The organism is Pseudoalteromonas obscura, assembly GCF_030135505.1.
Lineage (GTDB): Bacteria > Pseudomonadota > Gammaproteobacteria > Enterobacterales > Alteromonadaceae > Pseudoalteromonas > Pseudoalteromonas obscura.
In genome coordinates, this window is record NZ_JASJUT010000013.1 from 12,496 (window position 1) to 39,382 (window position 26,887).

The following is a 26,887-nucleotide window of genomic DNA, read 5'->3' on the forward strand; positions in this document are numbered from 1 at the left end:
AGAATGAATACAGGATATTTTGGTGATTTTGGCGGCATGTACGTCCCAGAGTTACTCGTACCAGCACTAAAACAACTGGAAAAAGAGTTTGAAAAAGCGCAGCAAGATGAGAGCTTTAAAGAAGAGTTCTATGCACTATTAAATGAATATGCAGGTCGCCCGACGCCACTAACGCTGTCTCGCAACTTAATTAAAAATCCAAAAGTTAAGCTTTATTTAAAGCGTGAAGACTTATTGCATGGCGGTGCACACAAGACCAACCAAGTATTAGGTCAAGCGCTTTTGACCAAGCGCATGGGCAAACAAGAAGTGATTGCTGAAACTGGCGCAGGTCAGCACGGTGTTGCCACAGCCCTAGCATGTGCACTGCTGGGATTAAAATGCCGTGTTTATATGGGTGCCAAAGACGTCGAGCGTCAACAACCAAACGTATTTAGAATGCGCTTAATGGGTGCTGAAGTCATTCCAGTGACAGCGGGATCAGGTACCTTAAAAGATGCCGTCAATGAAGCGCTACGTGACTGGTCTGCTAATTACAAAACCGCACATTACCTATTAGGTACTGCCGCAGGCCCACACCCATTCCCGACTATTGTGCGAGACTTCCAACGCATGATCGGTGAAGAGGCTAAGCAACAAGTTATCGAAGCTGAAGGTCGTCTGCCGGATATCGTAATGGCTTGTGTTGGCGGTGGTTCAAATGCGATTGGTATGTTTGCAGACTTTATCGATGAAAAAGGCGTCAAACTTGTAGGGATAGAGCCTGCTGGTAAAGGTCTAGACAGCGATGAGCACGGTGCGGCACTGTGTAAAGGCAGCAAAGGTATTCTTCACGGAGCATATACGTATATTATGCAAGATAGCGACGGTCAAATTGAAGAGTCTTACTCTGTATCAGCAGGCCTTGACTACCCTGCTGTGGGGCCACAACACGCCTACTTACATGAAACTGGTCGTGCCGAATACGTTGGGATCACAGATACCGAAGCATTAGATGCGTTCCAAGCACTAGCGAAAAATGAAGGTATTATTCCGGCACTTGAATCCAGCCACGCCCTTGCTTATGCACTAAAATATGCAGAACAGCAAACTGAAGAAACCGTAATTGTCGTAAACCTAAGTGGCCGTGGAGACAAAGATCTTGCCCATGTACACAACGTATTAAATGAGCGAGGTGCACTATGAGCCGCTACAGCAACTTATTTACACGCTTGAACGATGCAAGACAAGGTGCATTTGTACCGTTTGTAACACTCGGCGACCCTACTAAAGAAATCAGCGTAGATATCGTAAAGAGCTTAATTGATGGTGGCGCCGATGCATTGGAGCTAGGTATTCCTTTTTCTGACCCCATTGCGGACGGTCCAGTTATTCAGGCGGCAAACATTCGTGCACTTGAAAGTAAAATTAATACCCAAGATTGCTTTGACATTATTCGAGAGATAAGAGCGTATAATGCCGATATTCCAATTGGATTGCTGCTTTATTCAAACTTGATTTTTGCGCAAGGACTTGAGCACTTTTATCAGCAAGCTAAAGAAGCGGGCGTTGACTCTATCCTAGTGGCTGACGTGCCGTTGCATGAATCTAAAATGTTTAGACAGGCTGCTCAGCAAGCTGATATCGAGCCGATATTTATAGCAACACCAAATGCCAGCGACGACACTTTACGTCAATGTGCAAGCTATGGTCGCGGCTATACATATTTGCTTTCTCGCTCTGGTGTAACTGGTACAGAAACAAAAGCAGAAATGCCAGCAGATACTATGATCAATAAACTCCATGATTACAATGCAGCACCTGCATTGTTAGGTTTTGGTATCTCTGCCCCTGAGCACGTTCAAGCAGCTGTTAAATCTGGTGCGGCAGGCGCGATTTCAGGCTCTGCGGTTGTGAAAATAATTGAAGATAACTTAAATGAGCCAGCACTGATGTGCGAACGTTTACGTGAGTTTGTTGCAACCATGAAGGCTGCAACAGCGAAGTAATCGTGATTAATCAGCTAAGGCATCTTTAAAAGCCTTAGCTGGTTTAAATAACACTTTATTTTGACCTTCGATTATAATCTCTTCCCCCGTCTTAGGGTTTCTTCCTGGTTTGGCAGGATGATAACTTAGTGTCAACGTACCAAAACCAGACAAAGCAACAGGATCGCCTTCTGACAAACGTTTCGTAATGGCATTTAAAATACTCTCTAAAGCAGCTTTTGAATCCTTTTTAGTCAGCTCATTGCGCGCAGACATCGCTGAAACTAATTCACTCTTATTCATTGAGTTCTCAAATAATTTTTAATGTGTGCGGAGGCTAGAAGTTTAGCACCAAAAAGTCAATCTTGAACTTAATTCCATAACTTGCTACAACGCAATAGAGGCATCTTAATAAGAGTGATTAAATGGCATTTATCCTAGAGTATTTACCCTTAATTTTATTTTTTGCAGTCTTTAAGCTTTTGGACATCTTTTGGGCGACAGGTGTATTGATCTTTGCATCGCTGATCCAAATGACGTGGCAGTACTTTAAACACGGTAAGGTATCTCAACGGCACTGGATATTTTTTGCCATAGCCTTATTACTAGGTGGAATGACTATCCTGTTTCAGGATGAAAAGTTCATTATGTGGAAGGCCACAATTATATATGCATCACTTGGCGCTTCCCTCCTGATATCCCACTACCTACTAGGAAAAAATCTGACAAAAAAAGCTTTGCTTGGGATCCTCGATAGCGCAATAAAGCAAATGCATCAAACGAGCGAAGATACCGACTCTCAACCCAGTAGGCAAAAAGCAGAAGACCTCCCTATCCCTACAGCACTGTATGAGCAGCTTAACTTAGCATGGTCGATATTATTTTTCTTTATTGCAGTTTTGAATCTGGTCATCGCTTATTATTTTCCACTAGACTTTTGGGTGAATTTTAAGGTATTTGGGTTAATGGCAATTACTTTCGTCGCAGTCATGCTGACAATTGCGACAGTTTCAAAGTACCTACCTGAAGATGAGTGATTAGAGCAATTGGAGCTGCACCGAACATGCTGCTAATGGTCAGTCCCAACTTAGGCCACTAAAAATTTTCAACCAATACGATAGCCCTTGCTATATTTTACTCAACAGTGTTTTTGCATTTGGGTGATCTTTTGAACGCACATCAATACCGTTGGTTTGAGTTATTTTCGGTCTTTATTCTACTTCCCTGTATTGCCTACTTTTTTCGCGCTGAGCTAGCAAACTGGCTGTTTCCAGCCCTTATTACGTTAATGGTCGTATGTACCTACCTATTACTTGCTGATCCACACTTTAAACGCTTTCGGTTAACCAGTCTGGGGCAATTTTCGGCTATAAAAAAGCGATTATTTTCGATGTTTTTTATTGGTGCACTCTTCTCTGGTATGCTGTATGGCTTAATTAGCCAAGAGAGTTGGTTTGACTTTCCGATCAATTCCACTCTGGATTGGTTGGTGTTGCTTATTGCCTACCCAGTTCTATCAGTACTACCTCAGGAGCTCATTTTCAGAAGTTATTTTTTCCATCGCTATAAACGTATCTTGCCAAGCAAAACTGTCAGGGTAGTCCTCAGTGCTAGCCTATTTGCGTTCGCACACTGTGTCTATGATAATTGGATGGCCATTGTATTGTCTTTTTTAGGTGGTCTGTTGTTTTCGTATACCTATGCCCATAGCCGCTCATTAGCAGTGTGCGTGTTAGAACACAGTTTATGGGGGTTGTGGATATTTACAATTGGGGCAGGAAAATATTTGGATGCAGGGGTCACTTTTACGTAACTGTGAGGCTGCCGCCCCACAGTTACACATCAATTAGAAGCCGAATAAACTCACAGCAAAGTACTTAGTCGCAACCGTATTGATAAATATAACTAACAAGATCACCGGAATAAAGGTCGACAGCGAGAAATTCACATACTTCTCCATAAAGCTCCCTTTATAGTTTTCGCAGCCCTGAGACAATTCGTCTGACAGATTTGCTTTTCTCCAGCGATATGTAACAAACAAACAGAGTAACAAGCCGTTAAACGGTAAGATGGTGTCGTAGAATACGTCTGATACAATGTCAAAGAAGCTCTTATCCACCCCACCGTACTGGGTAAACTTTGTAAGCCATTCAACCATGCCGAATGACATTGTGCACATAATGGTTAAAACACCCGTTGATACCGCTAACACTGTAAGAGACTTCTTACGGCTGTAACCTTTTGCTTCCATTAAGCTCGCAGTCGGAACTTCTACAATCGATACCAAAGATGTAATCGCTGCGAAGAAAACCAATAAGAAGAAAATGCCTGCAACAATTGATGCGCCTGCATACCCGATATCTGCTTGCATAGTAAGAAATAGCTGAGGCAAGTACACAAAAATCATAGAAACCGACGAATCTGATAACTCTTCAGGGTTAACACTCGGGTTAAAGCTGAAAATGGCTGGTAGCACCATTAGACCTGCGATAAACGCAACCAATGAGTCTGTCACCGCAACCATCTTAGAACTGCCGACAATATCTTCTTTTTTGGAAATATAGGATGCGTATGTGATCAAGATACCCATACCCAAAGACAGCGAGAAAAACGCTTGTGACAAGGCACCATTTAAAACGCTGGCATCCATTTTTGAGAAATCTGGAACAATGTAGTAACGCACACCTGCCATCGCATTATCGAGTGTTAGCACATAACCAACTAAACCAATAAGGAGTACAAATAACGCTGGCATCATCAGCTTAGCTGCCTTTTCAATACCCTCTTTAACGCCACCTACCAAGATCAAGTTAACCAATACAACAACACCGGCCATATAGCCAAATACACTGTATTCATTGATGAATATGCCAAAGTTATCAGGGTTTGCTAACTGGTCTAAATTACCAGTTACAGTTTGCACTAAATACCCAAATATCCATACAGTAACCACCATATAAAAAACGGCGATCATAAATGGCGTCAAGACAGCCAATGCCCCGGCAAGTGACCATTTTTTATCCCCTCCAGTTAAAGAGTGGTAAGCACCATAGGGGTCTTTTTGCGCTTTTCGACCAAGGGCCATTTCAGCGATCATGACAGGCAAACAGATAAATATAACAAATAGAGCGTAAACAATTAAAAACGCGCCGCCACCATTTTTTGCAGCAGATACTGGGAACCCTACCAGATTTCCGATCCCCACAGCGGACCCTGCCGCTGCTAAAATGAAACCCAGCCGAGAGCTAAACTGCTCGCGATTCGCACTCATTAAAACAACCTTATTATTATTTTTTCACGATAGTCGAAGGACTGTACCAGCCATAGCCAGAGGATTTCAAGTATAAATCTAGATTCTGATCAGATAACGTCATTTCATTTACATTTGGGGACAATCCAGTCTATGATACGAAACACAAAATTAATTACGCATTATTTCTGATTATTATGCTTTACATGATTTACTCAACGGACGTAGAAAACTCTCTCGAAAAGCGTATGAATGCGCGACCAGCTCATCTTGAACGCTTAACCGAATTAAAAGAACAAAATAGATTGTTTGCTGCTGGCCCACTACCTGCTGTAGATGATGAGAACCCAGGAGAAGCCGGATTTACAGGTTCATTGGTTATTGCTGAGTTTCCCTCTTTAGAAGAAGCTCAATCTTGGGCCAATGCTGACCCTTATATTGAAGCTGGTGTGTACGCAAGCAGCGTAGTCAAGCCATACAAGAAAGTACTCCCTTAACAAAAGTTCAGCACGGGTTAAGACAAATCACTTTACCCTGCTGTCCAAGAAGTTAAGCAACCCCGACGTGGAGCTTAAAATGCAGTTGCCCTTATGTTTTGCAATGTTCATTTTTGTTTGTTCCCTGATTTTTACTCAGGCGCATGCAACACCGCAAGACACAATAAGTAAAAAAGAAGCCGTACAATTGGCAACCACCAAACAGCCTGGGAAAACGCTAAAGATTTCTCTCGAAGGTGATTACTTTGTTGTACGTATACTTCAAAGCGACGGCAGAATAATTGATGTAAAAGTTCACAAAGTAACGGGTGAAGTGAAGAAGGATTGACGATGCGAATTTTAGTAATTGAAGATGACATTCAGCTAGCCGAAAACCTCCGCAATGTGTTGGAGAAAGAGAAATACAGTGTTGACCTGTGTCATGATGGCGAAAACGGCCTTTTTCACCTGACAGAGTATCCGCTTGACTTGGCAGTTGTCGATTTGGGTTTACCTAAATTAGATGGTATTGAGTTAATAAGACGTGCACGTGCACAAGATATCAAAATTCCAATTTTGATTTTGACCGCACGAGATCGTTGGCAAGAAAAAGTCGAAGGCTTAGATGCGGGTGCTGATGACTACCTCACTAAACCGTTTCATGTAGAAGAGCTTATAGCTCGCTGCAACGCTTTAATTAGACGCAGTGCGGGACAGGCTAACCCTGAAATTAGCATAGGGCCAATCACTTTACATACGCGCTCTCAACAAGTGTTTGTCAATGATAGAGAATTATCACTGACCGCTTATGAATATAAAGTACTTGAGTATTTAATGGTGAATCCACACAAGGTCATTTCTAAATCAGAGCTGACGGAACATATTTATGATCAAGATTTTGATTTAGATTCCAACGTGATTGAAGTTTTTGTCTTACGTCTGCGTAAAAAGCTTGACCCTGATGGAACATTAAACCCTGTAGAAACCTTACGTGGTAGAGGTTATAGGTTTAAAACCCAGTGGTAAGCAGCGCACAAGTTTCTCTCAAAATAAGGCAAGGATTTATCCTTGTCTTTGTCTTAATAGTCGCGCTGCCCGCTTTATTTTTCTCAATTGGACGTGCCTATTACGCCACATTAGTCGACGCCACAGAAAAAACGTTGGAAGCACACCTTTATTCTTTAATCTCTGAAGTAGAGTTTGTCTCCGATGGCATCTCTATGCCTAGAACCATACTCGCTCCAGAGTTAAATCGCTTAAATTCTGATACGTATGCGTTGGTATACCAAGAAAACACCCTTGTTTGGTATTCAGAATCTGCTGTCAGCCTTACCGTTACACCAGATGTGTCACAAACCCAAGCTGGTGCATCTGAATTTAAAAAAGTACGATACAGTGGTGAAGATTTTTGGCAATTAAGTTTAACCGTCATTCTAGGTAATGCAGAGCAATCACAACAAGCTAAATTTATCTTACTCAAGAAAAATTCGGCCCTGCTTGCATTAATGTCAGAGTTTAGAAACACCTTGGTCAACTGGATGCTCATCATGGGCATCGTTATTGCTGCACTAATGGCATTTGGTTTTGTCTGGAATGCACGTCCTCTGCAACGACTGGACAAAGAAATCAAAGAAGTGGAATCCGGTGAACGCGATAAAATATCCGGCCTTTACCCTGTTGAGCTCAACACCATAAAGGCAGACCTTAATTTACTGCTTGATTCACAAAGGCGTCAAAAAGAACGCTACAGAGCATCGTTAAGTGATCTGGCCCATGCCTTAAAAACACCTCTCGCAGTGCTTAAATCGAGCCCATTGGCAGCCGATACAGAAGCACAAGAACAACTAGATCGCATAAATGCCATGATAGAACACCAGTTGAAACGAGCGGCCACAGGCGCATCTGATACGTGGAAAAAGCAAACGAAGGTAAAACCCGTTTTAGATTCAATTCTCAATGCAATGAGTAAAGTATACTTAGACAAGGGGATCGCATTTACAACTGACTGTGAGCAAGATGCCGCTTTTCTTGGCGATAAAACCGATTTGATGGAAATATTGGGCAATATAATCGATAATGCTTGTAAAGCATGTACTCACAAAGTTGATATTACTGTTAAAACAAACGCTAAAAAGGGAATCGCATTTGTTATTGGTGATGATGGTCCAGGCATTCCAGAAAACAAACGAGATGAGCTGTTGCAAAGAGGTTCGAGACTAGATACCTATGAAGCAGGACACGGTGTAGGTATGGCAATTGTTTCTGATTTAGTTGCTTCTTATCACGGGCAAATCATTATTGATTACAGTGAACTTGGTGGCGCCGAATTTACAATAGAGTTTAGCTATGATCAAAACCATTAATATTTTTCTATTTTTCACAATAGTATTTAGTTATGAATCGCTGGCTCGTTCAGAAGCGCTGACGGATTGTAGTCACTTAGAGTCAGACCACCCACAAAAAGCAAAAAGATACCTAATGTGCTTAGATGGCAATATCGAACTACTGGAACGCAGCCGTCAAACGTGGATCACCAAGTTGCTCATGGATACTGAAGAACTCGAGAAGAATACTGGTAATACGCAATTGATGCCAATTATTAAGCGTAGCCTGCTTAGTCAGAGTCGGTATATGGAAGACTCTTGTAAGTGGCGTTATCTAAAAGAACTCCCTAACTCAACAAGAGCAGCTAAAGTGTTTAAGCGCTGTAAGATCTCCTTCTTACAGCAGCATGCGCAAGAGTTACAGGCTAATTTTTAGAGTCTTCATAACTGCCAAGCATGGTCGCCAACCAGCGGCCATCTTCACTATTTTCCAGTCCGATTTTTACAACCATAGTCAACGGTACTGATAGCAACATACCGACAGTCCCCAATAACCACCCCCAAAATATCAGTGACACAAACACCACTAGCGTCGAGAGACCCACACCTTTACCCATATATTTTGGTTCAATGATATTGCCCATGATAGTGTTAATAGACAAATAGCCCGCCGCAACAAGGCCGCTGACGACAGGTCCATGTGTAACAAGTGCCAGTAATACCGGTGGAACAGCAGCTATAATGGAGCCAATATTGGGAATATAATTCAATAAAAAAGCCAATACGCCCCACAAGACAAAGTAGTCCACATCAAGGAGCCATAATAACAAACTTGCCAGCGTGCCTGTCGCCAAAGACACTACTGTTTTTATTGCCAGATAGCTATTAATTGAATTTAAAAAACGGTCAATTTGCTGCATTTTCATTTGCGGGTCATCTAATGCAATATGCACTTTTTTGCTTAGCATAGGTGCTTCAAAAAGCATAAATACAACGGTTAACAAAATTAGAAAAATATTTGCCATCACACCGCCAAACCCTGCAAGCATATTGGTCGCAACGTCGATCATTTTACCGGGATCGAACAGAGATATTAACTGCTGCTTATCAATTAATATATTATACTGCGCCGCCGTATCAACTAGCCAAATAAATTTCCCCTGCAAGGCCTCTCGATAGCTTGGCAGCTGCTGCGAAAAGTCATTTAGTGACTGTCCAACCAATCCGGCTAGACTCATACCTAATAACGCCACAAGCGCAATAATAATGACAATGGCAGCGCCTTTGGGGATCCGGTAGCTGGCAAAGAACTTTAATAATGGATTACAGATAATCGCGATAAATGCAGCCAAGATAAACGGCACTAAAATATCGTTTGCCAGTTTTATTCCTGCCAATACAATGAATAATGAAGCCATAACAACTAGGCTCTTGTTTATTCCAGTCAATGATGACACTGTTGATCCTTATGCGCAGTCGCAACGTTGAAGATAAAGTTAACACATAACTTTCGAATGTTTCTGCTACTATTGTAATTGAATTTAAATTCAAAGCACTAGGGCAAATTAAAAAACATATATAAACCAGAGACTAATTGAGCGCGGAATGAATATACTGATCACGGGTGGAACCGGACTAATTGGGCAGGAGCTCTGCAAATTTTTAGTTAATAAGTATAACTTAGTCATACTGACTAGAAATGAACTAAAAGCAAGGCATCTATTAGGACAAATAGGACAAAACTCTCGATTTGTTGCATGTTTGTCTGAGGTCGATTTTAATGACATCGATATTATTATCAATTTGGCGGGAGAACCTATTGCCGATAAACGCTGGAGTGATAAGCAAAAACAGGCAATAATTCAAAGCAGAGTTGGCATCACTGAGCAAATCGCAGCCTACGTTAATGCCGCTCACAACCGCCCTCATACGTTTATCTCAGGCAGCGCCATTGGATTCTACGGTAGACAACCTGCTGATGTCGCGGTTGACGAGTCGTATGATAACCCCTATAACGAATTTAGCCATCAGCTCTGTCGCGATTGGGAACAAGCAGCCTTGAAAACTAAAAGTGAACAGACGCGAGTATGTTTGCTTCGAACTGGTGTTGTGCTGTCTCGCCGTGGCGGCGCACTAAAAAAGATGTTGCCCGCATTTTCATGGGGGATGGGTGGCCCTATGGCTTCAGGAGAGCAAATGATGTCATGGATACATATTGACGATATGATACAGCTTATATTGTTTCTTATTCGCCATGATGAACTTGAAGGCGCATTTAATGCTACCGCTCCCAATCCAGTTTCAAACAAAGAATTTTCAGATTGCCTTGCAACGGTACTCAATCGTCCCGCTTTTTTTTGGTTACCTGAAAGCTTTTTGAAATGGGCGTTCGGTGAAATGTCTGATATTTTAATATATGGTCAAAAGGTTATTCCCAAAAAAGCCTTAGATGCCAATTATCGATTTAGATATCAATCTCTTGAAGAAGCCCTCAAACAAATAATGCACTAGTGTAAAGTCATTGGCCAAAACATATGGGCTTTTTAAAGCCCGAGTCGTTATAGAGATGGATTATGCTATTGCACAATGAGCAGCGAAAGCCCTGCCAACTGGTCTAAGAATAGAAACAGTTGGTCATTGGTTATGTCCATAAAAAATTTAAAACATTCTATGAGACAAAACCCTAGTTTCACGACTAAGCAATTTTCTGATCATAGATGCAGATTCAGCCAGCGTGGTTATACTTAAATCTACATCAAACTAAGAGCTTTTTGATTGTTTTACACCCAGTTCTCACACACTCTAAAAACCATCATGCACAGCAAGTACTTGCTCTCGCTGCGCGAAGCTTTTATTTCTTTGCTCCCCTACTTTGTCAGCAGCGCTTTGGCTCTTTTGGTTCTCAACAGTGCAATGTACTTCAACCTAATCACCCCTACACATACCCTATACCATATCTTGTTCAATGGTGCGTCTTTAATACTAGGGCTTTTCCCTGTATTTGTAGCCACTTCCATTGGCTTTTTTATCAGCAAAAATTATGGTCATAGCGGTATTATTGGTGCAATGCTGGCACTACTTTGCTTCGCTGTGCATGGTCAGTACATTGTCTATAACAATGATGCCTATGAATTAAATCCAACAGGCGCGACCCCTTTTGCCATCATTATCCCTAGTATCAGTAGCTTATTGTTAATTGTATGTATGGAGTTACAGCCCAGTTTTGAGCGTTATCTGTATCAAGTCAGCCATTTTTTAAGTGAAAAATTACGGACAATTGTGCCTTTTTCTGCTGTATTTTTTAGTTTCTATTTATTTATGCCACTGCTGTATACAGCTGGTGAAGAAATCGCGTATTGGCTCACACCTGAAATGGCCGACAACTCCGTAGCTTGGTTAACTTTCCAAAGAATGCTTATTACCCATGGGTTATGGTTTCTCGGTATCCATGGTGATAACACATTTGATATGTTACTGAGCTCTGAGTTTTTAGCACAACCCATTCTACCCGGAATCTCAGCAAAAACATTTTACGACACCTTTGTACTGGTGAGTGGAACTGGTTGCTTTGCTGGATTAATTCTTGCTGCCCTTTTTTTACGACGCAGTGGCCATGAGCGCAACATTGCCAAACTTTCTATTCCATTTACCGCATTTAACTTTTGCGAAATAATCGTCTTTGCCTTACCTATTTTTTTGAACCCCATCATGTTGTTACCTTTCATGTTCGTTCCATGCTTAAACTTTGCCGTGTCTTACGTTGTTTTAAGTCAGGGCTGGGTTGACGTAAGCAACATTGATATAAGCTGGATGACTCCAGCCATTATTAGTGGCTACAGAGTATCAGGGGGACTTGATGGCGCATTCTTACAGGCTTGTTTAATTGTCCTTAGCGCTATCATTTATTACCCTTTTTTAAGATGGCACAATCGACAAATCAATTTTGAAAACGCCATAAATAAGCTCAGTGACAAACTGAATATTTCGGAGCAGCTGCGCTCTTCGGGTGAACTGGCATTTATCTCACATCAAAGAGATATAGAGTTTGCAAGCAAAGAGCTCAATCAAGTTCTTACTGACATCAGTGCAGGAAAACTCAAGCTATTTTATCAGCCTCAAGTTTGTCAAATTTCAGAGACTATAAACGGATTCGAAGCACTGCTGAGGCTTCAAAAGCCAAATGGATCGCTAGTAGGACCCTACTTTTTAGACGCTTTAATCAAACATGACCAAACAGATATCATAGACAAATGGGTAATCGAGCAGGCACAGCGAGATTTAGACTACTTTCATAAAAAGGGGTTTACGCCAATTGTCAGCATCAATGTCAATCCTAAAGTGATGATTGACCATACCCTCATTAATTACATTTGTGATAAGTTTCAAAAATTCCCAAATCAGCTAAAAATAGAAGTAGTTGAATCAGGCTATTTAAGCGATAAAAATAAAGTCATACGCAATATCCAAAAACTTCGGACATTTAATATCACCACTGTCATAGATGATTTTGGCACTGGGTATTCAAGCTTGTCTATGTTGGCTGACTTGCCTATTGATATCATAAAATTAGACAAATCACTTCTGGATAATGCACAAGAAGAATCCGGCGCAGATTTCTATACATATGTCGTCGAACTGCTCCACAAAATGGACAAACATTTAATCGCAGAAGGCGTAGAAACGCGGTATCAGTTGGAGTTTGTTCGGGCACTACAAGTTGAAACTGTACAGGGGTGGTATTACCAAAAGGCACTACCAAAACAAGAGATTATTAAATTTACAACTCAATTTAATTCGAATAAATCCTAAGCACCTTGATATGCCTTCTTAGTGCACATGGTGGGTTGTTGCGCAGAGTGTAAGTATCCTACAGTCGACTTGATAAAAATCGCACTAGATCATAAACCATAGAAGGAAACTTTAAGAACTTTTCAGTCTTAGAATTTATATTTGATAATTGGGCAACAACATTTGTATGCTTGCATCTCTGTACTTTTACAACCGTGATATATAGAGGTTTAACCACTAAGCCCTAGCTATGTGAAGTATCGCGAATACGCGTTTTTACCAAGGTAAAAAATCAATTAACTGATGATGAAACACCATACTCTGCGCCAATAAAAATAAGATCTGATGACCTTATCTTTTATGATTTTGATCAAGCTATTAGCAAACTGCACTTCATATATATAATGCGATCGTCGCCTTCATCTTGATAGTAAAAACCCGTCGCATAAGTGTTCCACATGCCATATTTTCCACACGCTACTGGACCGTCGATATCGGCGTGTCTATACACGACCATGTATGGGTGTCTCCTCTTACCAACTACGTCCAAACACTCAAACATTTCTACACTTCGATCGCCCGAACCTCTCAGTGCACTCAGAATATTAATTACCAAGCGACGACCGCCATCGTGCGCAACGTGCCACTGGGTTCCTTTGCCTAACATAACAAAGAATTTAGACACTTGCGTGGTGACATCAGACAATGCGCTATTTTCGTGGATATCCAGGTTTTTCTCACTCGTCAAAGAAAAGCCACTGTAAATAAGCAAAAACCAACATAAATATATATTCAAGACGCATTTTCACTCCTTGTTAGGCAATAATTACTATTAAAGCCTAGTACAAGGTTAAATTTCATTTATTACAATTAGTTACATCAAAAGTCATGTAACTTAGATAAAACCAAACTGGATCTTTTAAATGGAGGGTGGCGCTTTTGAGGAAGGGAGATTTATAAAAAATCGTGACATAAAGCAAAACCTTACAACATTAAGTCGCAAGGTTTATCTTATCAGTTCCAATTAACGATAACGGCCGTATGTATGTGTTTGGCTGTCTAATATATATCTAAAACCACTTACATACACGGGTCCTCGACACTGAATATGCCCTTGATGTGTAAACGAAACCATAGTTCCAGGGAACGAACCAGATTCAGGGAACGACGAACCAACATTCTCATATTGGCATATCGTGATCTTGCCATAAGCACTCGAAGTTACTTGATCCTCTTTAACCTCTTGAGGAGAAGCTGATGCGAAAAGTGGAGCTAAAAGTAGTACTGCTGCGATATGTTTTTTCATTATATTTCCTTTATATTTGTTAAGTACCGCTAAAAAATATAAACAAACAAAAACCACAGATCAACATCAGAAAACAATAAAAATTCAAAATTTATTAAAAGCTTGATTACTCTATACTTACATAACACTTAGATTCAGAAAGTTAATTCAATCAAACATTCTTTCAATTCCAATAATCGCAATAAAAAACCCTACTTTAATAACAAAAAAAGTAACGCAACCATAAGCCACGAATATAAAAATAAATATTTATTGAAAAAATATAAAATTACAAAAACAAACGCGGTATCGAGTTAATTTATTGCCAATTCTAAAATATTATAGGCAACTCGCCAATTTTCCCGTTGCAAGTATAAAAGTAATTCAGGCACTAAGTTTTCCACCTCACCTGAAACAACTTTACTTTAAATAGCTCAAAAAAAGTTTGTTCGTTATGAAATAGAATGGCTAAAAAAGATATTGGTTGATACAGAAGAAAGAACAACTACTCAGTTATATTTCAATCGATAAACGCTCTTAATACCAGTATAAAAATCATTGGACGCGCAAACTCTTGGGGGAAGATTGGCCTTTGAGTTTCAACCTTATAACATCTGAATAATCGCTTAGGCTAATCAATTTGATACACAAATACAGTGGATGGTTGCCGAGCCCATTTTAACAAAACTTGAACAGGTGAGTTATAAGAGTACTATCAAAAATAATAATGATCGAACCTAGCCAGTTCGACCATTTCAAACAATAACCCATCTCAAGTATGACAGCTAGACTATCTCTAAAAGACAATCCCAAAGCAGTATATAAACAATACCCGAGATCGAGAAAACTGTACTGAAGACGTTAATAGAATATATCGCGGCTATGTACTTTGCTCTGCACGAGTAAACCACGCCACTACCTGCTTTAAGTAAGCATCTCCATACTTAGCGGCAAACTCTTGTGTGTGAAGATCATTTGGATCACTCAACGCATGGATACGGGCTCGCGCGTATTCAGGTGTTAAATTGATATTGCAACGCACTGTAATCGCATGACGCCACTGTTCATAACTTTGAAAATAAAAACTACTGTGCTCATTCATAATGCCTGAGTCCCTCTGTTTAAGCGTGTATATTAGCGCGTTGTGTAGAGTACTAAGCTGTACCTTGGGAACAGTAGAGCACTCACTTATGTTACTATATAACGATTCGACAGAGGTAAAGTTTAGACTAGCATGTAAAAATACGCGCCATATTTGCGCCTCCAGTACAAAATAACCAAGTCTATTTTTTAAGAATTAGTAGCTAGCGGCAACTCGACAGAACAACTGTTATCCCGGCTAATGTGTCATGTGTGGCAAGAAGTTGAAGGGAAATATAATTGTGGCGAAAAATAAGTACTAGATATTGAATGTTTGGGCTCAAAAGGTCGAAACCAAGCCATAAAAAAAGCGCGTTTTAAAACGCGCTTTTTCGTACTCAGTCTGTAAAGATTAAACTACTTTAACAGGCACTGCTTGCTCAGAACCGAACTTAGTTGTTAGCTCTTCTTCAAGTGGCGTAAATGCTGTTAGGTCGATACCTTCAACCGCAGCTTTGTACTCGTCCATCGTTGGGAAGCGACCTAATACAGTTGAAAGTACTACTAATGGTGTTGAACCAAGTAATGACTCACCTTTCTTCTCTGATGTATCAGCTACAACACGGCCTTGGAATAGACGTGTAGAAGTTGCGATTACCGTATCACCTGGCTCAGCTTTCTCTTGGTTACCCATACATAGGTTACATCCAGGGCGCTCTAGGTAAAGGATGTTTTCATACTTAGTACGTGCAGCTGTTTTTGGTTTCTCATCATCAAACTCGAAACCAGCATACTTAGCTAGAATCTCCCAATCACCTTCTTCTTTAAGCTCATCAACAATGTTATATGTTGGTGGCGCAACAACTAGAGGTGCTTTGAACGCAATTGAACCATTTTGCTTCTCAAGGTTACGTAGCATCTGTGCAATGATCTGCATGTCACCTTTGTGAACCATACAAGAACCAACGAAACCAAGATCTACTGGCTTGTCGTTGTAGAATGAAACTGGACGGATTACATCGTGCGTATAACGCTTAGATACGTCTTCGTTATTCACATCAGGGTCAGCAATCATTGGCTCAACGATTTCGTCAAGATCAACCACAACTTCTGCGTAGTACTTCGCGTTGTCATCTGGCGCTAGCGCTGGCTGCTCACCAGACTTGATACCTGCAATACGCTCATCAGCAAGATCGATAAGACCTTGTAGTGTCTTCGCTTCGTTTTCCATACCCTTGTTGATCATGATCTGGATACGGCTCTTAGCAAGTTCAATTGACTTGATAAGCGTTTCATCGTTTGAAATACAGATTGACGCTTTCGCCTTCATTTCTGCAGTCCAGTCTGTGAAGGTGAACGCTTGGTCAGCCATTAGTGTGCCAATGTGTACTTCAATGATACGACCTTGGAATACGTTCTCGCCACCAAATTGCTTAAGCATTTGCGCTTGAGTTGCGTGTACAACGTCACGGAAGTCCATGTGCTCTGCCATTTTACCTTTGAAGGTTACTTTAACAGAATCAGGAATTGGCATTGCAGACTCACCCGTTGCCAGTGCAAGTGCAACAGTACCAGAGTCAGCCCCGAACGCTACGCCTTTAGACATACGTGTATGCGAGTCACCACCGATGATAATAGCACGGTCATCCACTGTAATGTCATTCAGTACTTTGTGGATAACGTCAGTCATTGAATGGTAGATGCCTTTCGGATCACGCGCAGTGATAAGACCGAACTTGTTCATGAACGCCATTAGTTTAGGAATATTCGCTTGCGCTTTTTTATCCCATACAGACGCTGTGTGACAACCAGACTGATATGCACCGTCAACAAGTGGCGAAATCGTTGAAGCAGCCATCGCTTCAAGTTCCTGTGACGTCATAGGACCCGTTGTATCTTGCGAACCAACAATATTCACTTTAACACGAACGTTAGAACCTGCGTGTAGTGGCGCGTCTGAAGCTACACCTACTGCATTACGGTTAAAGATTTTCTCTACAGCTGTTAGACCTTGACCTTCGTGTGAGATTTCTTTTGAAGGTGCGTAAACAGTCGGCGCAACAACACCTAGTGTTTCTGCCGCTAGCGTTTGAAGTTTCTTACCGAATACAACCGCGTAAGAACCGCCCGCTTTCATGAACTCAACTTTTTGAGGTGTGAATGCAGATGAAATATCAGCTAGCTCTTCTTCACCATTAAATAGCTTTTTCGCTTTAGTATCGATAGTAAGCACTGTGCCAGTTGCTACTGAGTATGCTTCTTCTAATACTGGGTCGCCATTTTCGTCAGTCACTGTATTGCCATCAGCATCTACTTTCTTAACCCAGTTTTTAAGGTCAAGACCAATACCGCCGGTTACATCAACAGTAGTAAGGAAGATAGGTGCGATACCATTAGTACCCGCAACCACTGGCGCGATATTGATAAATGGAACGTATGGACTTGCTTGAGTACCAGCCCAAAGCGCTACGTTATTCACACCAGACATACGTGAAGAACCTACACCCATCGTACCTTTTTCCGCGATAAGCATTACTTTCGCGTTCGGGTGCTTTTCTTTTAGCGCAACGATTTCTTGTTGTGCTTCAGGTGTGATCATACATTGACCGTGAAGTTCACGGTCAGCACGTGAGTGCGCTTGATGACCTGGAGAAAGTAAGTCAGTAGAAATATCACCTTCACCCGCGATGAAAGTAACTACTTCAATTTTTTCTGCCACGTCAGGAAGTTTTGTAAAGAACTCAGCTTTCGCGTAGCTTTCTAGGATCTCTTTAGCAACTACGTTGCCTGCTTTGAACGCGTCTTGTAGACGAGCAGTGTCCGCATCGTATAAGAATACTTGTGTTTTAAGTACATCAGCAGCTTGCTTAGCAATCGCTTCGTCATTGCCAAGTGCAAGATCAAGAAGTACAGCAATTGAAGGGCCACCTTTCATGTGAGAAAGAAGTTCAAATGCAAAGTCAGCTGTGATTTCAGCGACAGTTTCTTCACCTAAGATAATTTCTTTTAGGAATTGTGCTTTAACACCAGCAGCGCTAGTTGTGCCTGGAAGTGTGTTGTAGATGAAGAATTTAAGCGAATCTTCGCGGTGCTCATGCCCAGCGTCTTTGATTTGGGCAATAATTTCAGATAATAGCTCTGCGCTATCAATTGGTTTTGGATTTAATCCTTGTTCCGTTTTACGGGTTTGGATCTCTTCCAAGTACTCAGTATACAAACTCATATGAACCTCGTCAGGCAGTAATACGCATAGATAAAACAGGGTTATTTTACCCTAATTTAGTGCGCTAGTAATCATTTAACTAAAAAGCGATTTTAGTTTTAGTTTGCGCCGCAAAATACACTAAATTCACTAGGTTACGCTAATTTATAAAGTTAATGCGCGGTATAAATAAGAATTATGTGATAATGATTATTATTTCCGAGATAAATATTTGTCACTTTCCTACACAAAAATAGATGAGTAACTCACCAATATCAAACTCATTACGCGAATAAATAAAACCCCAAAAGTAACGTAACCATTTGATATTGATTTGGAAAAAATCAATGATATGGTCATTCATCAAACGAAGAACACCTATACCCTTGATGAGCATGAACGACATGTATTGAATGGGGCCTTGAGCAACACTCACAAAAGCACATTTAAATATTGGACTTGCCTAATTTGGGCACCATGTAGTGGGGGTCTAAAAGCACTCAATTGGCTTTTATGTAGTTGAAAAAGATATAAAAAGCGGCCATTAAAAAGGCCCTGAGTAGGGCCTTTCGTATCTATGCATTTAACACGCTTAAAACTCGAGTTGAGTTTAACTCAATCCCTTCAATTTTCGCTTGGGCAAAATAGCTGACTAAGTAAAAGTCCAACTTATGGGAATCACCTTGCAGCTTTTCGTCAAGCAAAGCAACCTGTTCTGCCATTCTGGCTTGCTGCTCACCCTCAGGCGAATCAACATTGGTCAAGATTTCAAGTCTTAACAACAATCTTGCAGCACTCAAATCCAAGCTGTTTTTACCCTGCCAACAAGTTGGAATATCTTGATTATTTTCAACAGCGCTCACCAGTTCTGAAAACTTCTCGCGATTCAATGTTGAAAACAATTCATTCAACTTAACTTCAACTTGTTCAAGCAGTGATTTTTTAATCTTATTCAACCCGCCTAACACTTCTAAACTACTAATCTGAGCCTGCAACTGAGTTAATTCAGACTGCGTCTTGGCATCGATCACCAAGCTGTCCAGATTTGCAAGCTCCTGGCGCTGTTGCGTTTCAAGGGCCGCGTTCTCACGTTTTTGCTGTGCAACCATCTCTTCACGTTTAGCAAACACTGCATCGTTGTGCTTTCTAAACGATTGCCACAAAACATGCTCATTCTTACTGCCAGCAAACCCAATACCCTGCCACTGCTTTTGCAATGTTTTTAGTACATCACAAGCCTCTGCAACATTCTCATTGTCAACTTGTGCTAATGCGTCATCAACCAATGCTTGTTTTTGCTGTGCATTGTGTTGGTGATGCGCCTTCAAGCGCGCGTTTACTTTTGCATATGCATCGCGATACTGACCATTCAATGATTGGTAAGTTTGGGCATCCAAACTACCTGCGCCGCGCCAAAGTTTATTGATACGGTTAAACTGACTCTCAAGCTTACGCCAATTGCCTTCTTCTTCGACTGAAAAGCTTTCCAGTTCTTGCATTTCTGCAATGAGCTTTTCACGATCAACAACAACTTGTTTGCGCGCCTCTTCTTGTTCAGCAAAATATGCACGACACGGCGCGAACAACAATTCTATTTTTTCGTCGAACACTTTTGCTTGTTGTTTCTCTTCTTCACTTTCGATACGACCAAGTTCATTCCAGCGAATTCGCAGCATTTTCACATCTGCTGCTCGAACTTTAGGATCAACCTCTGTTTCTGCTAGTTTTTCATCTAACTGAGTAAGAAGCTCTGTACGTTTTGGTGCAGATGCGTATTTTTGCCAGTCTTTAAACTCAGCAAGTTGTGCTTGTAGAGTCTCGTACTGCTTGCTCACTTGCTCTTTGTGCGTATCCGTAAGTTGCTCATAACTTTCAGACAAACCATTGAATACACCAAACGCAATATTAAAGCGGCCTTGTTCGATCAACCTCTGTACATCACGCGCTTTTTTACGCGATTCTTTGAGTAATTTTTGTTGCTGCTCTACAAGTGGCTTCATCCCATCTAAAAAGGATTTAGATACGTGATTCAGCTCACTTTTTGCGTTCTGTTTTAACTCACCTGGCAAAGATTTTAACGCCACATTACATGCTTGATATGCGTGCTTTTGCTCACCAAGTAACGCATCAAGGCGCTCGATATCTTCGCTTGCCTCGATTCGCTTCAATGCATCCAATGCAGTTTGAAACTCTTTCGTTGCTGCAACCATTTCTGGCAAGGTCGTCAGTAAGTCGTTTAATTGCTTAAGTTTTTGAATTAAACCTTTAACTTCTGCCGTTTCATTATATGCAGAACCAGTCAATGTGCTGTTGAGTTGGTCAAACTGATTTTGTAATGACACTTGTGACTCAACATCCAGCTTACTTATTGCCTCATTCAGTACTACTTCAAAAGCACCGATCTGAGAGGTGTATTTTTCAATAGTTTGCTGCTTTTCTTCTTGCGCTTTCTGAGCTGCGGCTTCTGCTTCAAATTGTGCTTTTAGTTTTTCTATATGTACTGTCAGTTTGTCTGTTAGCTTTTGATACTTTTCAGACTGTACACCAAGCGTTTCTTCATCTAGCCACTTTAACTCAAGGTTTTGCCACTGTTGACTCAATTCATTGAACTGGGCACTAACCGTTTCATAATCAGCCTTTTCTCGCAATGCATTAAACTTAGCCAAAATCAGCTTTACCTGCTCAGCCACTTGCTTAGGCATAACTTTCGCCAGACGAGCCTGCTCTATATGCGCATCAATCTGAGCTTTGGCTTCACCTTGAGCACTTTTAGATACTGTTTTTGCTAGTTCATATTGAAAAATCAAGTCTAACAAAGCAAGTTGAATTGACTCTTCACCTTCTTTAAAAGCTTTCTCAATCAAACGAGCATTAGCTATACGCTTAAGTAACTTGACACGCTGTGTTTGTGCAATATCTGAGAAAGCAAGCTTTTCTAAGGTCTTCTGCGGAGCATATCTGTCAATATATTCTTCACGGATATCGTTGCTTAACATTTGTGAGCCAGACAACACTGCTTGATTAATGTGCTGCTCTGCAATTTCTTTGAGCTCTTGGTCTTGTTTGTAGACTTTCCACCACAGACCTAAATCGTCAATTTTATTGAGGACTTTTTTTCTTATTTGAATTGAGTCGTCCTCAAGTGCCAGAGTCGTTAGTGCTTCGACGTCCTTGGTTGTATCTAATTTATCCACCGCCGCTAAGCGCACTTGCGCCTTAGGGTGCTTCCATTTAGGTGTAAATAAGTGTTTAAAGATCATTTTCAGTGAACCTAGCTATTTCGTTTTCTGCTTTAAATTCTTTTTGCAATTCGCGTTTCGATTTTTGAACCATCTCACCACTTTCATTAATCGTAAATTGCTCGTTCGATTTTGCGATTTTTGCCTGATATAACATGACGAGTTGAACAGTTTGTTCTTTTTGTGCTTCCGTTAATTCCGTGCCATCGGGCCAACGCCCTGTAGAAGCACCATACTGTAAGCGTTCAAATACTTCTGGGGTAATGCTACTTACCAAATTATCTACATTCATCGTCACTTTTTCTTTTTCAAAATTACCAAGATCACGCGATTAATTAGGTACCAAACCATACCTATCCCAATTGCGGATTTGGCTGCATACATTTCAATACTGCCTTCAACTGGGTGGTGCCAATACAAATATAAAAAACCACCCAAAAATAAAATCAGAGCTAGAAATGAGTAATTCATAATACTCTGTTGTTTCTTAATCCGGTTTCTAGCCGTAATTCGACGTAATTCGTCATCACTTATTTTCCCAATCTCTACGCCACAATGAGGACACTCAGTGTGTTTTGAAGAAATCGATTTACTACAACTCGGGCATTGGGCAATTGCCATACTTTCGCTACTCCGAATAAAAAATAAGGCGCCATATGGCGCCCTATTCTACTTGGTTTGAGTTAGTTTGTCTTATTGGAAATCGCGAGATTTTTCGATTTTATCGCTATCTGAAGCTTGATCTTTTCCATTTTCAAACTTTTCCCAATAATCATCCACGGTTTCTTTCATTTCTTTTCTCAAAACCATGATGCCGAATAAGTTCGGTAAGGTCATCACAACAATGCCTACCGCAGCCAACTTCCAGATTAACGTGGTATCTGCAAAGGATGCCCAAAAGAAGCCCGCAACATAAAAGACGCGATACGGCATCACGGAGCGTGGGCCGAGTAGGTATGTCATTGCTCGGTCACCGTAGTAAGACCATGCAATCGCTGTTGAAAATGCAAATAATAGCAGGCCAATTGAAACAATATACTTACCACTGTCGCCAAAGTACCCACGTGTAAACGCTTTTGTTGTTAATTCTGCTGAGTGAACAAGTGATTTACCTTGAATAGAAATACTCGGGTCAACGGGCATACCACTTTCTATTTCAACGACTCCGGTGTATTGATGCGAATCGGAAATGCCAAAGCGAATATCTTCACCAATCGAACGAGAATGCAGCACGGTAAAATCTTTGTTTACTGCTATGCCTTGTACGACCTGAATTGTTCCACTGTATTCTTCAACTTTATGATCAGAATACCCATTCAGATATTTATACAGTTCAGATCTATCTGCGTCATTACTCTCATCATAATTGCCTTTTATAAAAGTCATCGACGATCGTTCAAATTCTGTTTCGAATTTTTCTGTCCATACCCCAGAAGATAAAATAACCAACCCAGTTAATGTACAAATAATAATGGTATCAATGAAAGGCTCTAAGATAGATACCATACCTTCTGACACAGGTTCATCTGCTTTTGCTGATGCGTGCGCGATTGGTGCTGAACCTTGACCTGCTTCGTTAGAAAATAGACCTCGGTTTACACCTCGGTTAAATGCATAAGCGAATGAAGCGCCCAAGAAACCGCCCGCAGCTGCTGAGCCGGAAAATGCATTTGTAAATACAGCAGCAAATGATGGTGCAATATTTTCAATATTGTAAAAAATAACCGCAAACGCACCTAGGATATAAACTGCCGCCATGACAGGTACTACTTTTGAAGTAATCGCAGCAATACGTTTGATACCACCTAAGATAACCAATGCCAAAAGAATTGAAAGCACAGCACCAGTTGCCATTCTTTCAAATCCAAATGTCGCTTCCATACCTTGGGCAATGTTGTTGATTTGAGGCAAACTACCAGTGCCAAAAGAACTGATAACAGTTGCGATAGCAAAAAGCACCGCTAACCATTTCATGTTTAAGCGTCTGTCCATATAGTACATAGGACCACCCGCCATTGTGCCATCTTCTGTTTTAACACGGTATTTGTGCGAGAGCGTCACCTCTACAAACTTGGTTGTCATACCAAAAAAAGCGGTCATCCACATCCAAAATAGTGCTGCTGGTCCACCGATTGATATCGCCAAGGCTACACCGCCTATGTTACCGGTACCAACGGTACCTGACAGTGCTGTAGATAATGCTTGGAAGTGTGTCGTGTCACCTTCAAGAGACTTTTTGTCATATTTACCTGTTACAACTCGGCAAGCATGTTTGAAATAGCGAATTTGCGGGAACTTCAAATAAACTGTAAAAAAGAACCCCACCCCAAGCAATACATAAGGAAACCACCACGAGCCTCCTAGCATGGCATCTAAGCTATCAAGAAAACTTCCTAATGCGTCCACGACTTATCCTCTTCTAATTGTTGTTATATAAAAAAAGGCAACCTCAAAGGCTGCCTTAATTACTTATTATCGTAAGTTATCTACAACTTTTACGATTGCTGATAACGTATCCTGTCCAAACTGGTAAGAGCGTTTGTCTGACCAGCCGTAATGTGGATCGGGCAGATCCGCATTGTCTTTAAATGGCATTTCAATGGTGTATGAAAGTGCTTTAAATTCTTCCCCTACTGCACACGAAGCAACGGTTAAATTTGCTTGCCCCGGCTCATCTTTAGGATAACCGTAGACATCTTGAAAATCAGGAGTGATGGTTAATAGCGCATCTTTAAACTGAGTTTCTAGGCTTTCAAGACGTGCATCATAACTTGGAATGCCTTCACTTCCCGCCACAAAGTTGTATGGAAGTGCTTCATCGCCGTGAATATCCAAATACATGTCTAAACCAACCGCACGCATTTTCTCTAGCACGTAATAAACTTCAGGAGAATTTTCAATACTTGGAGTCTGCCATTCTCGGTTTAGGTTAACGCCATTGGCATTTGTTCTCAAATGACCACGAACACTGCCGTCCGGATTCATATTTGGCACAATGTAAAAAACCGCCTTAGATAACAACGCAGCCGCATGAGGGTCTTCATCATCGAGCAATTTATGCAGTAAACCTTCAACAAACCATTCCGCCATCGTTTCACCTGGATGTTGACGCGCCGTGATCCAAATTTTCTTTTTGGTTTCACTTGGCTCACCAATTACAAGTAAGCTGATGTCTCTACCGTCGATAGTTTCACCCAACGTTTCTATTTGGCATGCATCATGGCTTTGTGCCCAATAAAGTAAATCTAAATGGCGTTCATAACTGTATGGCGCGAAATAAGCAAAAAATGTATGACTATATTCAGGTTCAAAGTCGATAACCAACTGACCATCTTTGTACTCTGAAGGCACTCGGAACCAATTTTGTCTATCGTATGAAGCGACAGCATGGTAGTCATCCCATCCTTCAGGGTAAGCAGATGCCTTTAAATTATTGATGTGTAATTTATGTTCTACAAAAGGAGTTGACTCTAGACGGAAATGAAACCATTGAAAAAAGTCTGAGTTATTGTCTTTGTTGATTTCAAGCTGAATATCACGAGGCTGCTGCGCCGAAATGACCTTGATATTTCCGCTGTCAAAATTACTGGAGATTCTCATATATACCCTAAATTTATTGGCAATCATTCTTGCCGTAATATTGCGTTTTCTTTGCTAAAGAATGAATTGTTATCCATGTTAGCCAGATGTAGCTAAAAACATGGAAAAGCCTATCATACATAACGCCAATCAAAAACTAAAAAAGCCAGCAATTGCTGGCTTTTTTCATCGTCAAAGCGAAATTATGGCAGACTTGGGAAAGCTACTTCCGCCATGTCACGCATTACACGTACTACCTGACAGCTATAGCCAAACTCGTTATCGTACCATACGTATAGTACAACACGATCGCCATCTACAATTGTTGCTTGAGAATCAACAACACCCGCATAGCGGCTACCAACTAAGTCAGTTGATACGATTTCTGTAGACGCAGTGTAGTCGATTTGGTCACGAAGGTCTGAGTACAGAGATGTTTCGCGTAAGAATTCATTCAGTTCTTCCGCTGTAGTCTCTGCATTTAGATTCAGATTTAAAATCGCCATAGATACATTTGGCGTAGGAACACGGATTGCGTTACCTGTTAGTTTGCCTGCAAGCTCTGGTAGTGCTTTCGCAACCGCTTTCGCTGCACCAGTTGAAGTGATAACCATGTTCAGTGCTGCACTGCGACCACGGCGCTCAGCTTTGTGGTAGTTATCAATTAAGTTTTGGTCATTTGTGTATGAGTGTACAGTTTCAACGTGACCATTCTTAATACCAAACTTGTCATTCAGTGCCTTTAGAACAGGTGTGATCGCGTTGGTTGTACAACTTGCCGCAGAAACAATCTTATCTTCATTAAGAATATCAACATTGTTAACACCATATACGATGTTTTTGATGTCGCCTTTTGCTGGTGCTGTAAGTAATACTTTTGAAGCACCTTTTGAAGCAAGGTGTTTACCCAAACCATCTTCATCTTTCCATACACCTGTGTTATCAACAACAAGTGCATTTTCGATGCCGTACTTAGTGTAATCTACTTCTTCTGGTGAATTTGCATAGATAACTTGGATGTAGTTACCATTTGCTTTAATCGCACCCTTTTCATGGTCAACAGTAATTGAACCATCGAATGGACCATGGATAGAATCACGACGTAGTAAACTTGCACGCTTTTCAAGGTCACCATCACGGCCACCACGAACAACGATTGCACGTAAACGTAAATCAGCGTGAGAGCCGCCGCGCTCGATAAGCAGGCGCGCTAATAAACGTCCAATACGACCAAAACCATAAAGTACAACATCGCGAGGTTCAGGACCTGTACCTTTATTTAATAAGTCAGCAAGCTCGCTATTTAAGTACTCTTCGATAGAGCGGCCTTCACCTGCATTTTTATAGATATATGCATAAGCTAACTTACCTAAATCGATACGACCAGGTGCAAGCTCCATTTTGCTGATAGCTTCTAGGAAAGGGAAGCTTTCACGAAGACGCAATTTAGTCTCTTCAAAACGTGCTACTGTTTTATGTGCTTTGATAACGTCAATAGTACTTGTGTTTACAAGTGGACGACCATAAACAGCAATTTCAACACCCAAGTTACGGTACAATCGACCAATGATCGGTTGCATGTTTTCAGCGTAATCTTGGCGCTCTTGCCAGCTATTTTGATATTCTTGCTCGTGAGATAAGGTCATTTTTTCTGCCTAATAAACAATTTTTTTGAACGGATAGCCCTAATGGGCACC

Annotated in this window: 24 protein-coding genes; 11 read left to right on the plus strand and 13 right to left on the minus strand. The window is 41.0% G+C overall.

Annotation, left to right across the window (positions count from 1 at the left end):
- Positions 1-3 precede the first annotated feature (3 nt).
- Both trpB and trpA read left to right on the plus strand, forming a co-directional pair.
- Positions 4-1,185 carry a tryptophan synthase subunit beta gene (trpB, locus tag QNM18_RS22685; protein WP_284138511.1) on the plus strand — a complete coding sequence of 394 codons (1,182 nt, stop codon included), beginning with the start codon at positions 4-6 and terminating at the stop codon, positions 1,183-1,185.
- Positions 1,182-1,988, plus strand: a complete 807-nt coding sequence (trpA, locus tag QNM18_RS22690; RefSeq protein ID WP_211009013.1) for a tryptophan synthase subunit alpha — start codon at positions 1,182-1,184, stop codon at positions 1,986-1,988. The genes trpB and trpA overlap by 4 nt, the downstream gene beginning before the upstream one ends.
- A gap of 6 nt (positions 1,989-1,994) precedes the next feature.
- On the opposite strand, the gene QNM18_RS22695 is transcribed toward trpA, so the two are convergent.
- Entirely contained in the window at positions 1,995-2,270 is a 276-nt protein-coding gene (locus QNM18_RS22695) for an HU family DNA-binding protein (protein ID WP_211009012.1), read from the minus strand.
- Between the two features lie 122 nt (positions 2,271-2,392).
- On the opposite strand from QNM18_RS22695, the gene QNM18_RS22700 reads away from it, so the two are divergent.
- Together QNM18_RS22700 and QNM18_RS22705 are read left to right on the plus strand one after the other, a co-directional pair.
- Complete coding sequence (locus tag QNM18_RS22700; RefSeq protein ID WP_284138512.1) at positions 2,393-3,004, plus strand: inner membrane-spanning protein YciB; 612 nt, start codon at positions 2,393-2,395, stop codon at positions 3,002-3,004.
- A gap of 131 nt (positions 3,005-3,135) precedes the next feature.
- Entirely contained in the window at positions 3,136-3,780 is a 645-nt protein-coding gene (locus QNM18_RS22705) for a CPBP family intramembrane glutamic endopeptidase (protein WP_211009010.1), read from the plus strand.
- 33 nt (positions 3,781-3,813) lie between these two features.
- Here QNM18_RS22705 and QNM18_RS22710 read toward each other — a convergent pair whose 3' ends face one another.
- Entirely contained in the window at positions 3,814-5,238 is a 1,425-nt protein-coding gene (locus QNM18_RS22710; protein ID WP_211009009.1) for a sodium-dependent transporter, read from the minus strand.
- A 176-nt stretch (positions 5,239-5,414) separates the two neighbouring features.
- Between QNM18_RS22710 and QNM18_RS22715 the strand changes: the two genes are divergently transcribed.
- The 5 genes from QNM18_RS22715 (at position 5,415) to QNM18_RS22735 (ending at position 8,453) form a co-directional block, all read left to right on the plus strand.
- Complete coding sequence (locus tag QNM18_RS22715; RefSeq protein WP_211009008.1) at positions 5,415-5,714, plus strand: YciI family protein; 300 nt, start codon at positions 5,415-5,417, stop codon at positions 5,712-5,714.
- 79 nt (positions 5,715-5,793) lie between these two features.
- Positions 5,794-6,042 carry a PepSY domain-containing protein gene (locus QNM18_RS22720; RefSeq protein WP_211009007.1) on the plus strand — a complete coding sequence of 83 codons (249 nt, stop codon included), beginning with the start codon at positions 5,794-5,796 and terminating at the stop codon, positions 6,040-6,042.
- Positions 6,043-6,044: 2 nt separating this feature from the next.
- Positions 6,045-6,719 (plus strand): response regulator transcription factor, encoded by a 675-nt coding sequence (locus QNM18_RS22725; RefSeq protein ID WP_023400325.1) that lies wholly within the window; start codon positions 6,045-6,047, stop codon positions 6,717-6,719.
- Positions 6,713-8,056, plus strand: coding sequence for an ATP-binding protein (locus QNM18_RS22730; protein WP_211009006.1), 1,344 nt, complete (start codon positions 6,713-6,715; stop codon positions 8,054-8,056). Before QNM18_RS22725 ends, QNM18_RS22730 begins: the two co-directional genes overlap by 7 nt.
- Positions 8,040-8,453 (plus strand): hypothetical protein, encoded by a 414-nt coding sequence (locus tag QNM18_RS22735; protein ID WP_211009005.1) that lies wholly within the window; start codon positions 8,040-8,042, stop codon positions 8,451-8,453. The genes QNM18_RS22730 and QNM18_RS22735 overlap by 17 nt, the downstream gene beginning before the upstream one ends.
- On the opposite strand, the gene QNM18_RS22740 is transcribed toward QNM18_RS22735, so the two are convergent.
- Complete coding sequence (locus tag QNM18_RS22740) at positions 8,443-9,474, minus strand: AI-2E family transporter (protein WP_211009004.1); 1,032 nt, start codon at positions 9,472-9,474, stop codon at positions 8,443-8,445. The genes QNM18_RS22735 and QNM18_RS22740 overlap by 11 nt on opposite strands.
- A 148-nt stretch (positions 9,475-9,622) precedes the next feature.
- Here QNM18_RS22740 and QNM18_RS22745 point away from each other — a divergent pair, with 148 nt between their 5' ends.
- On the plus strand, positions 9,623-10,528 hold the full coding sequence (locus QNM18_RS22745) for a TIGR01777 family oxidoreductase (RefSeq protein WP_211009003.1): 906 nt from the start codon (positions 9,623-9,625) through the stop codon (positions 10,526-10,528).
- Between the two features lie 303 nt (positions 10,529-10,831).
- Entirely contained in the window at positions 10,832-12,826 is a 1,995-nt protein-coding gene (locus tag QNM18_RS22750) for an EAL domain-containing protein (RefSeq protein WP_284138513.1), read from the plus strand.
- Positions 12,827-13,175: 349 nt separating this feature from the next.
- Here QNM18_RS22750 and QNM18_RS22755 read toward each other — a convergent pair whose 3' ends face one another.
- The 10 genes from QNM18_RS22755 to QNM18_RS22800 all read right to left on the minus strand — a co-directional run bounded on the left by QNM18_RS22755 (position 13,176) and on the right by QNM18_RS22800 (position 26,836).
- On the minus strand, positions 13,176-13,601 hold the full coding sequence (locus QNM18_RS22755) for a hypothetical protein (protein ID WP_284138514.1): 426 nt from the start codon (positions 13,599-13,601) through the stop codon (positions 13,176-13,178).
- A gap of 228 nt (positions 13,602-13,829) precedes the next feature.
- Positions 13,830-14,111: a hypothetical protein gene (locus QNM18_RS22760; protein ID WP_211008990.1), complete on the minus strand. Its 282-nt coding sequence runs from the start codon at positions 14,109-14,111 to the stop codon at positions 13,830-13,832.
- A gap of 859 nt (positions 14,112-14,970) precedes the next feature.
- On the minus strand, positions 14,971-15,192 hold the full coding sequence (locus tag QNM18_RS22765) for a hypothetical protein (protein ID WP_211008989.1): 222 nt from the start codon (positions 15,190-15,192) through the stop codon (positions 14,971-14,973).
- Between the two features lie 390 nt (positions 15,193-15,582).
- A complete protein-coding gene (locus QNM18_RS22770) occupies positions 15,583-18,393 on the minus strand; it encodes a bifunctional aconitate hydratase 2/2-methylisocitrate dehydratase (RefSeq protein WP_284138515.1) in 2,811 nt (936 codons plus the stop codon).
- 554 nt (positions 18,394-18,947) lie between these two features.
- A complete protein-coding gene (locus QNM18_RS22775; RefSeq protein ID WP_284138516.1) occupies positions 18,948-21,632 on the minus strand; it encodes a DUF349 domain-containing protein in 2,685 nt (894 codons plus the stop codon).
- The gene (locus QNM18_RS22780) at positions 21,622-21,903 is read right to left on the minus strand and encodes a YeaC family protein (protein WP_023400314.1); all 282 of its coding nucleotides are present in this window, start codon (positions 21,901-21,903) and stop codon (positions 21,622-21,624) included. Before QNM18_RS22780 ends, QNM18_RS22775 begins: the two co-directional genes overlap by 11 nt.
- 2 nt (positions 21,904-21,905) lie before the next feature.
- On the minus strand, positions 21,906-22,232 hold the full coding sequence (locus tag QNM18_RS22785; protein WP_211008986.1) for a hypothetical protein: 327 nt from the start codon (positions 22,230-22,232) through the stop codon (positions 21,906-21,908).
- 72 nt (positions 22,233-22,304) lie between these two features.
- Entirely contained in the window at positions 22,305-24,017 is a 1,713-nt protein-coding gene (locus QNM18_RS22790; protein ID WP_211008985.1) for an alanine/glycine:cation symporter family protein, read from the minus strand.
- 66 nt (positions 24,018-24,083) lie between these two features.
- On the minus strand, positions 24,084-25,211 hold the full coding sequence (locus tag QNM18_RS22795) for a M14 family metallopeptidase (RefSeq protein ID WP_211008984.1): 1,128 nt from the start codon (positions 25,209-25,211) through the stop codon (positions 24,084-24,086).
- 182 nt (positions 25,212-25,393) lie between these two features.
- Positions 25,394-26,836 carry a glyceraldehyde-3-phosphate dehydrogenase gene (locus tag QNM18_RS22800; protein WP_023400310.1) on the minus strand — a complete coding sequence of 481 codons (1,443 nt, stop codon included), beginning with the start codon at positions 26,834-26,836 and terminating at the stop codon, positions 25,394-25,396.
- Positions 26,837-26,887: the final 51 nt, after the last annotated feature.

Coding starts and splice junctions, on each gene's coding strand:
- trpB (WP_284138511.1), top strand. CDS start 4: ATGAATACAGGATATTTTGGTGATTTTGGCGGCATGTACGTCCCAGAG.
- trpA (WP_211009013.1), top strand. CDS start 1,182: ATGAGCCGCTACAGCAACTTATTTACACGCTTGAACGATGCAAGACAA.
- QNM18_RS22695 (WP_211009012.1), bottom strand. CDS start 2,270: ATGAATAAGAGTGAATTAGTTTCAGCGATGTCTGCGCGCAATGAGCTG.
- QNM18_RS22700 (WP_284138512.1), top strand. CDS start 2,393: ATGGCATTTATCCTAGAGTATTTACCCTTAATTTTATTTTTTGCAGTC.
- QNM18_RS22710 (WP_211009009.1), bottom strand. CDS start 5,238: ATGAGTGCGAATCGCGAGCAGTTTAGCTCTCGGCTGGGTTTCATTTTA.
- QNM18_RS22715 (WP_211009008.1), top strand. CDS start 5,415: ATGCTTTACATGATTTACTCAACGGACGTAGAAAACTCTCTCGAAAAG.
- QNM18_RS22720 (WP_211009007.1), top strand. CDS start 5,794: ATGCAGTTGCCCTTATGTTTTGCAATGTTCATTTTTGTTTGTTCCCTG.
- QNM18_RS22725 (WP_023400325.1), top strand. CDS start 6,045: ATGCGAATTTTAGTAATTGAAGATGACATTCAGCTAGCCGAAAACCTC.
- QNM18_RS22735 (WP_211009005.1), top strand. CDS start 8,040: ATGATCAAAACCATTAATATTTTTCTATTTTTCACAATAGTATTTAGT.
- QNM18_RS22745 (WP_211009003.1), top strand. CDS start 9,623: ATGAATATACTGATCACGGGTGGAACCGGACTAATTGGGCAGGAGCTC.
- QNM18_RS22750 (WP_284138513.1), top strand. CDS start 10,832: ATGCACAGCAAGTACTTGCTCTCGCTGCGCGAAGCTTTTATTTCTTTG.
- QNM18_RS22760 (WP_211008990.1), bottom strand. CDS start 14,111: ATGAAAAAACATATCGCAGCAGTACTACTTTTAGCTCCACTTTTCGCA.
- QNM18_RS22765 (WP_211008989.1), bottom strand. CDS start 15,192: ATGAATGAGCACAGTAGTTTTTATTTTCAAAGTTATGAACAGTGGCGT.
- QNM18_RS22770 (WP_284138515.1), bottom strand. CDS start 18,393: ATGAGTTTGTATACTGAGTACTTGGAAGAGATCCAAACCCGTAAAACG.
- QNM18_RS22775 (WP_284138516.1), bottom strand. CDS start 21,632: ATGATCTTTAAACACTTATTTACACCTAAATGGAAGCACCCTAAGGCG.
- QNM18_RS22780 (WP_023400314.1), bottom strand. CDS start 21,903: ATGAATGTAGATAATTTGGTAAGTAGCATTACCCCAGAAGTATTTGAA.
- QNM18_RS22785 (WP_211008986.1), bottom strand. CDS start 22,232: ATGGCAATTGCCCAATGCCCGAGTTGTAGTAAATCGATTTCTTCAAAA.
- QNM18_RS22795 (WP_211008984.1), bottom strand. CDS start 25,211: ATGAGAATCTCCAGTAATTTTGACAGCGGAAATATCAAGGTCATTTCG.
- QNM18_RS22800 (WP_023400310.1), bottom strand. CDS start 26,836: ATGACCTTATCTCACGAGCAAGAATATCAAAATAGCTGGCAAGAGCGC.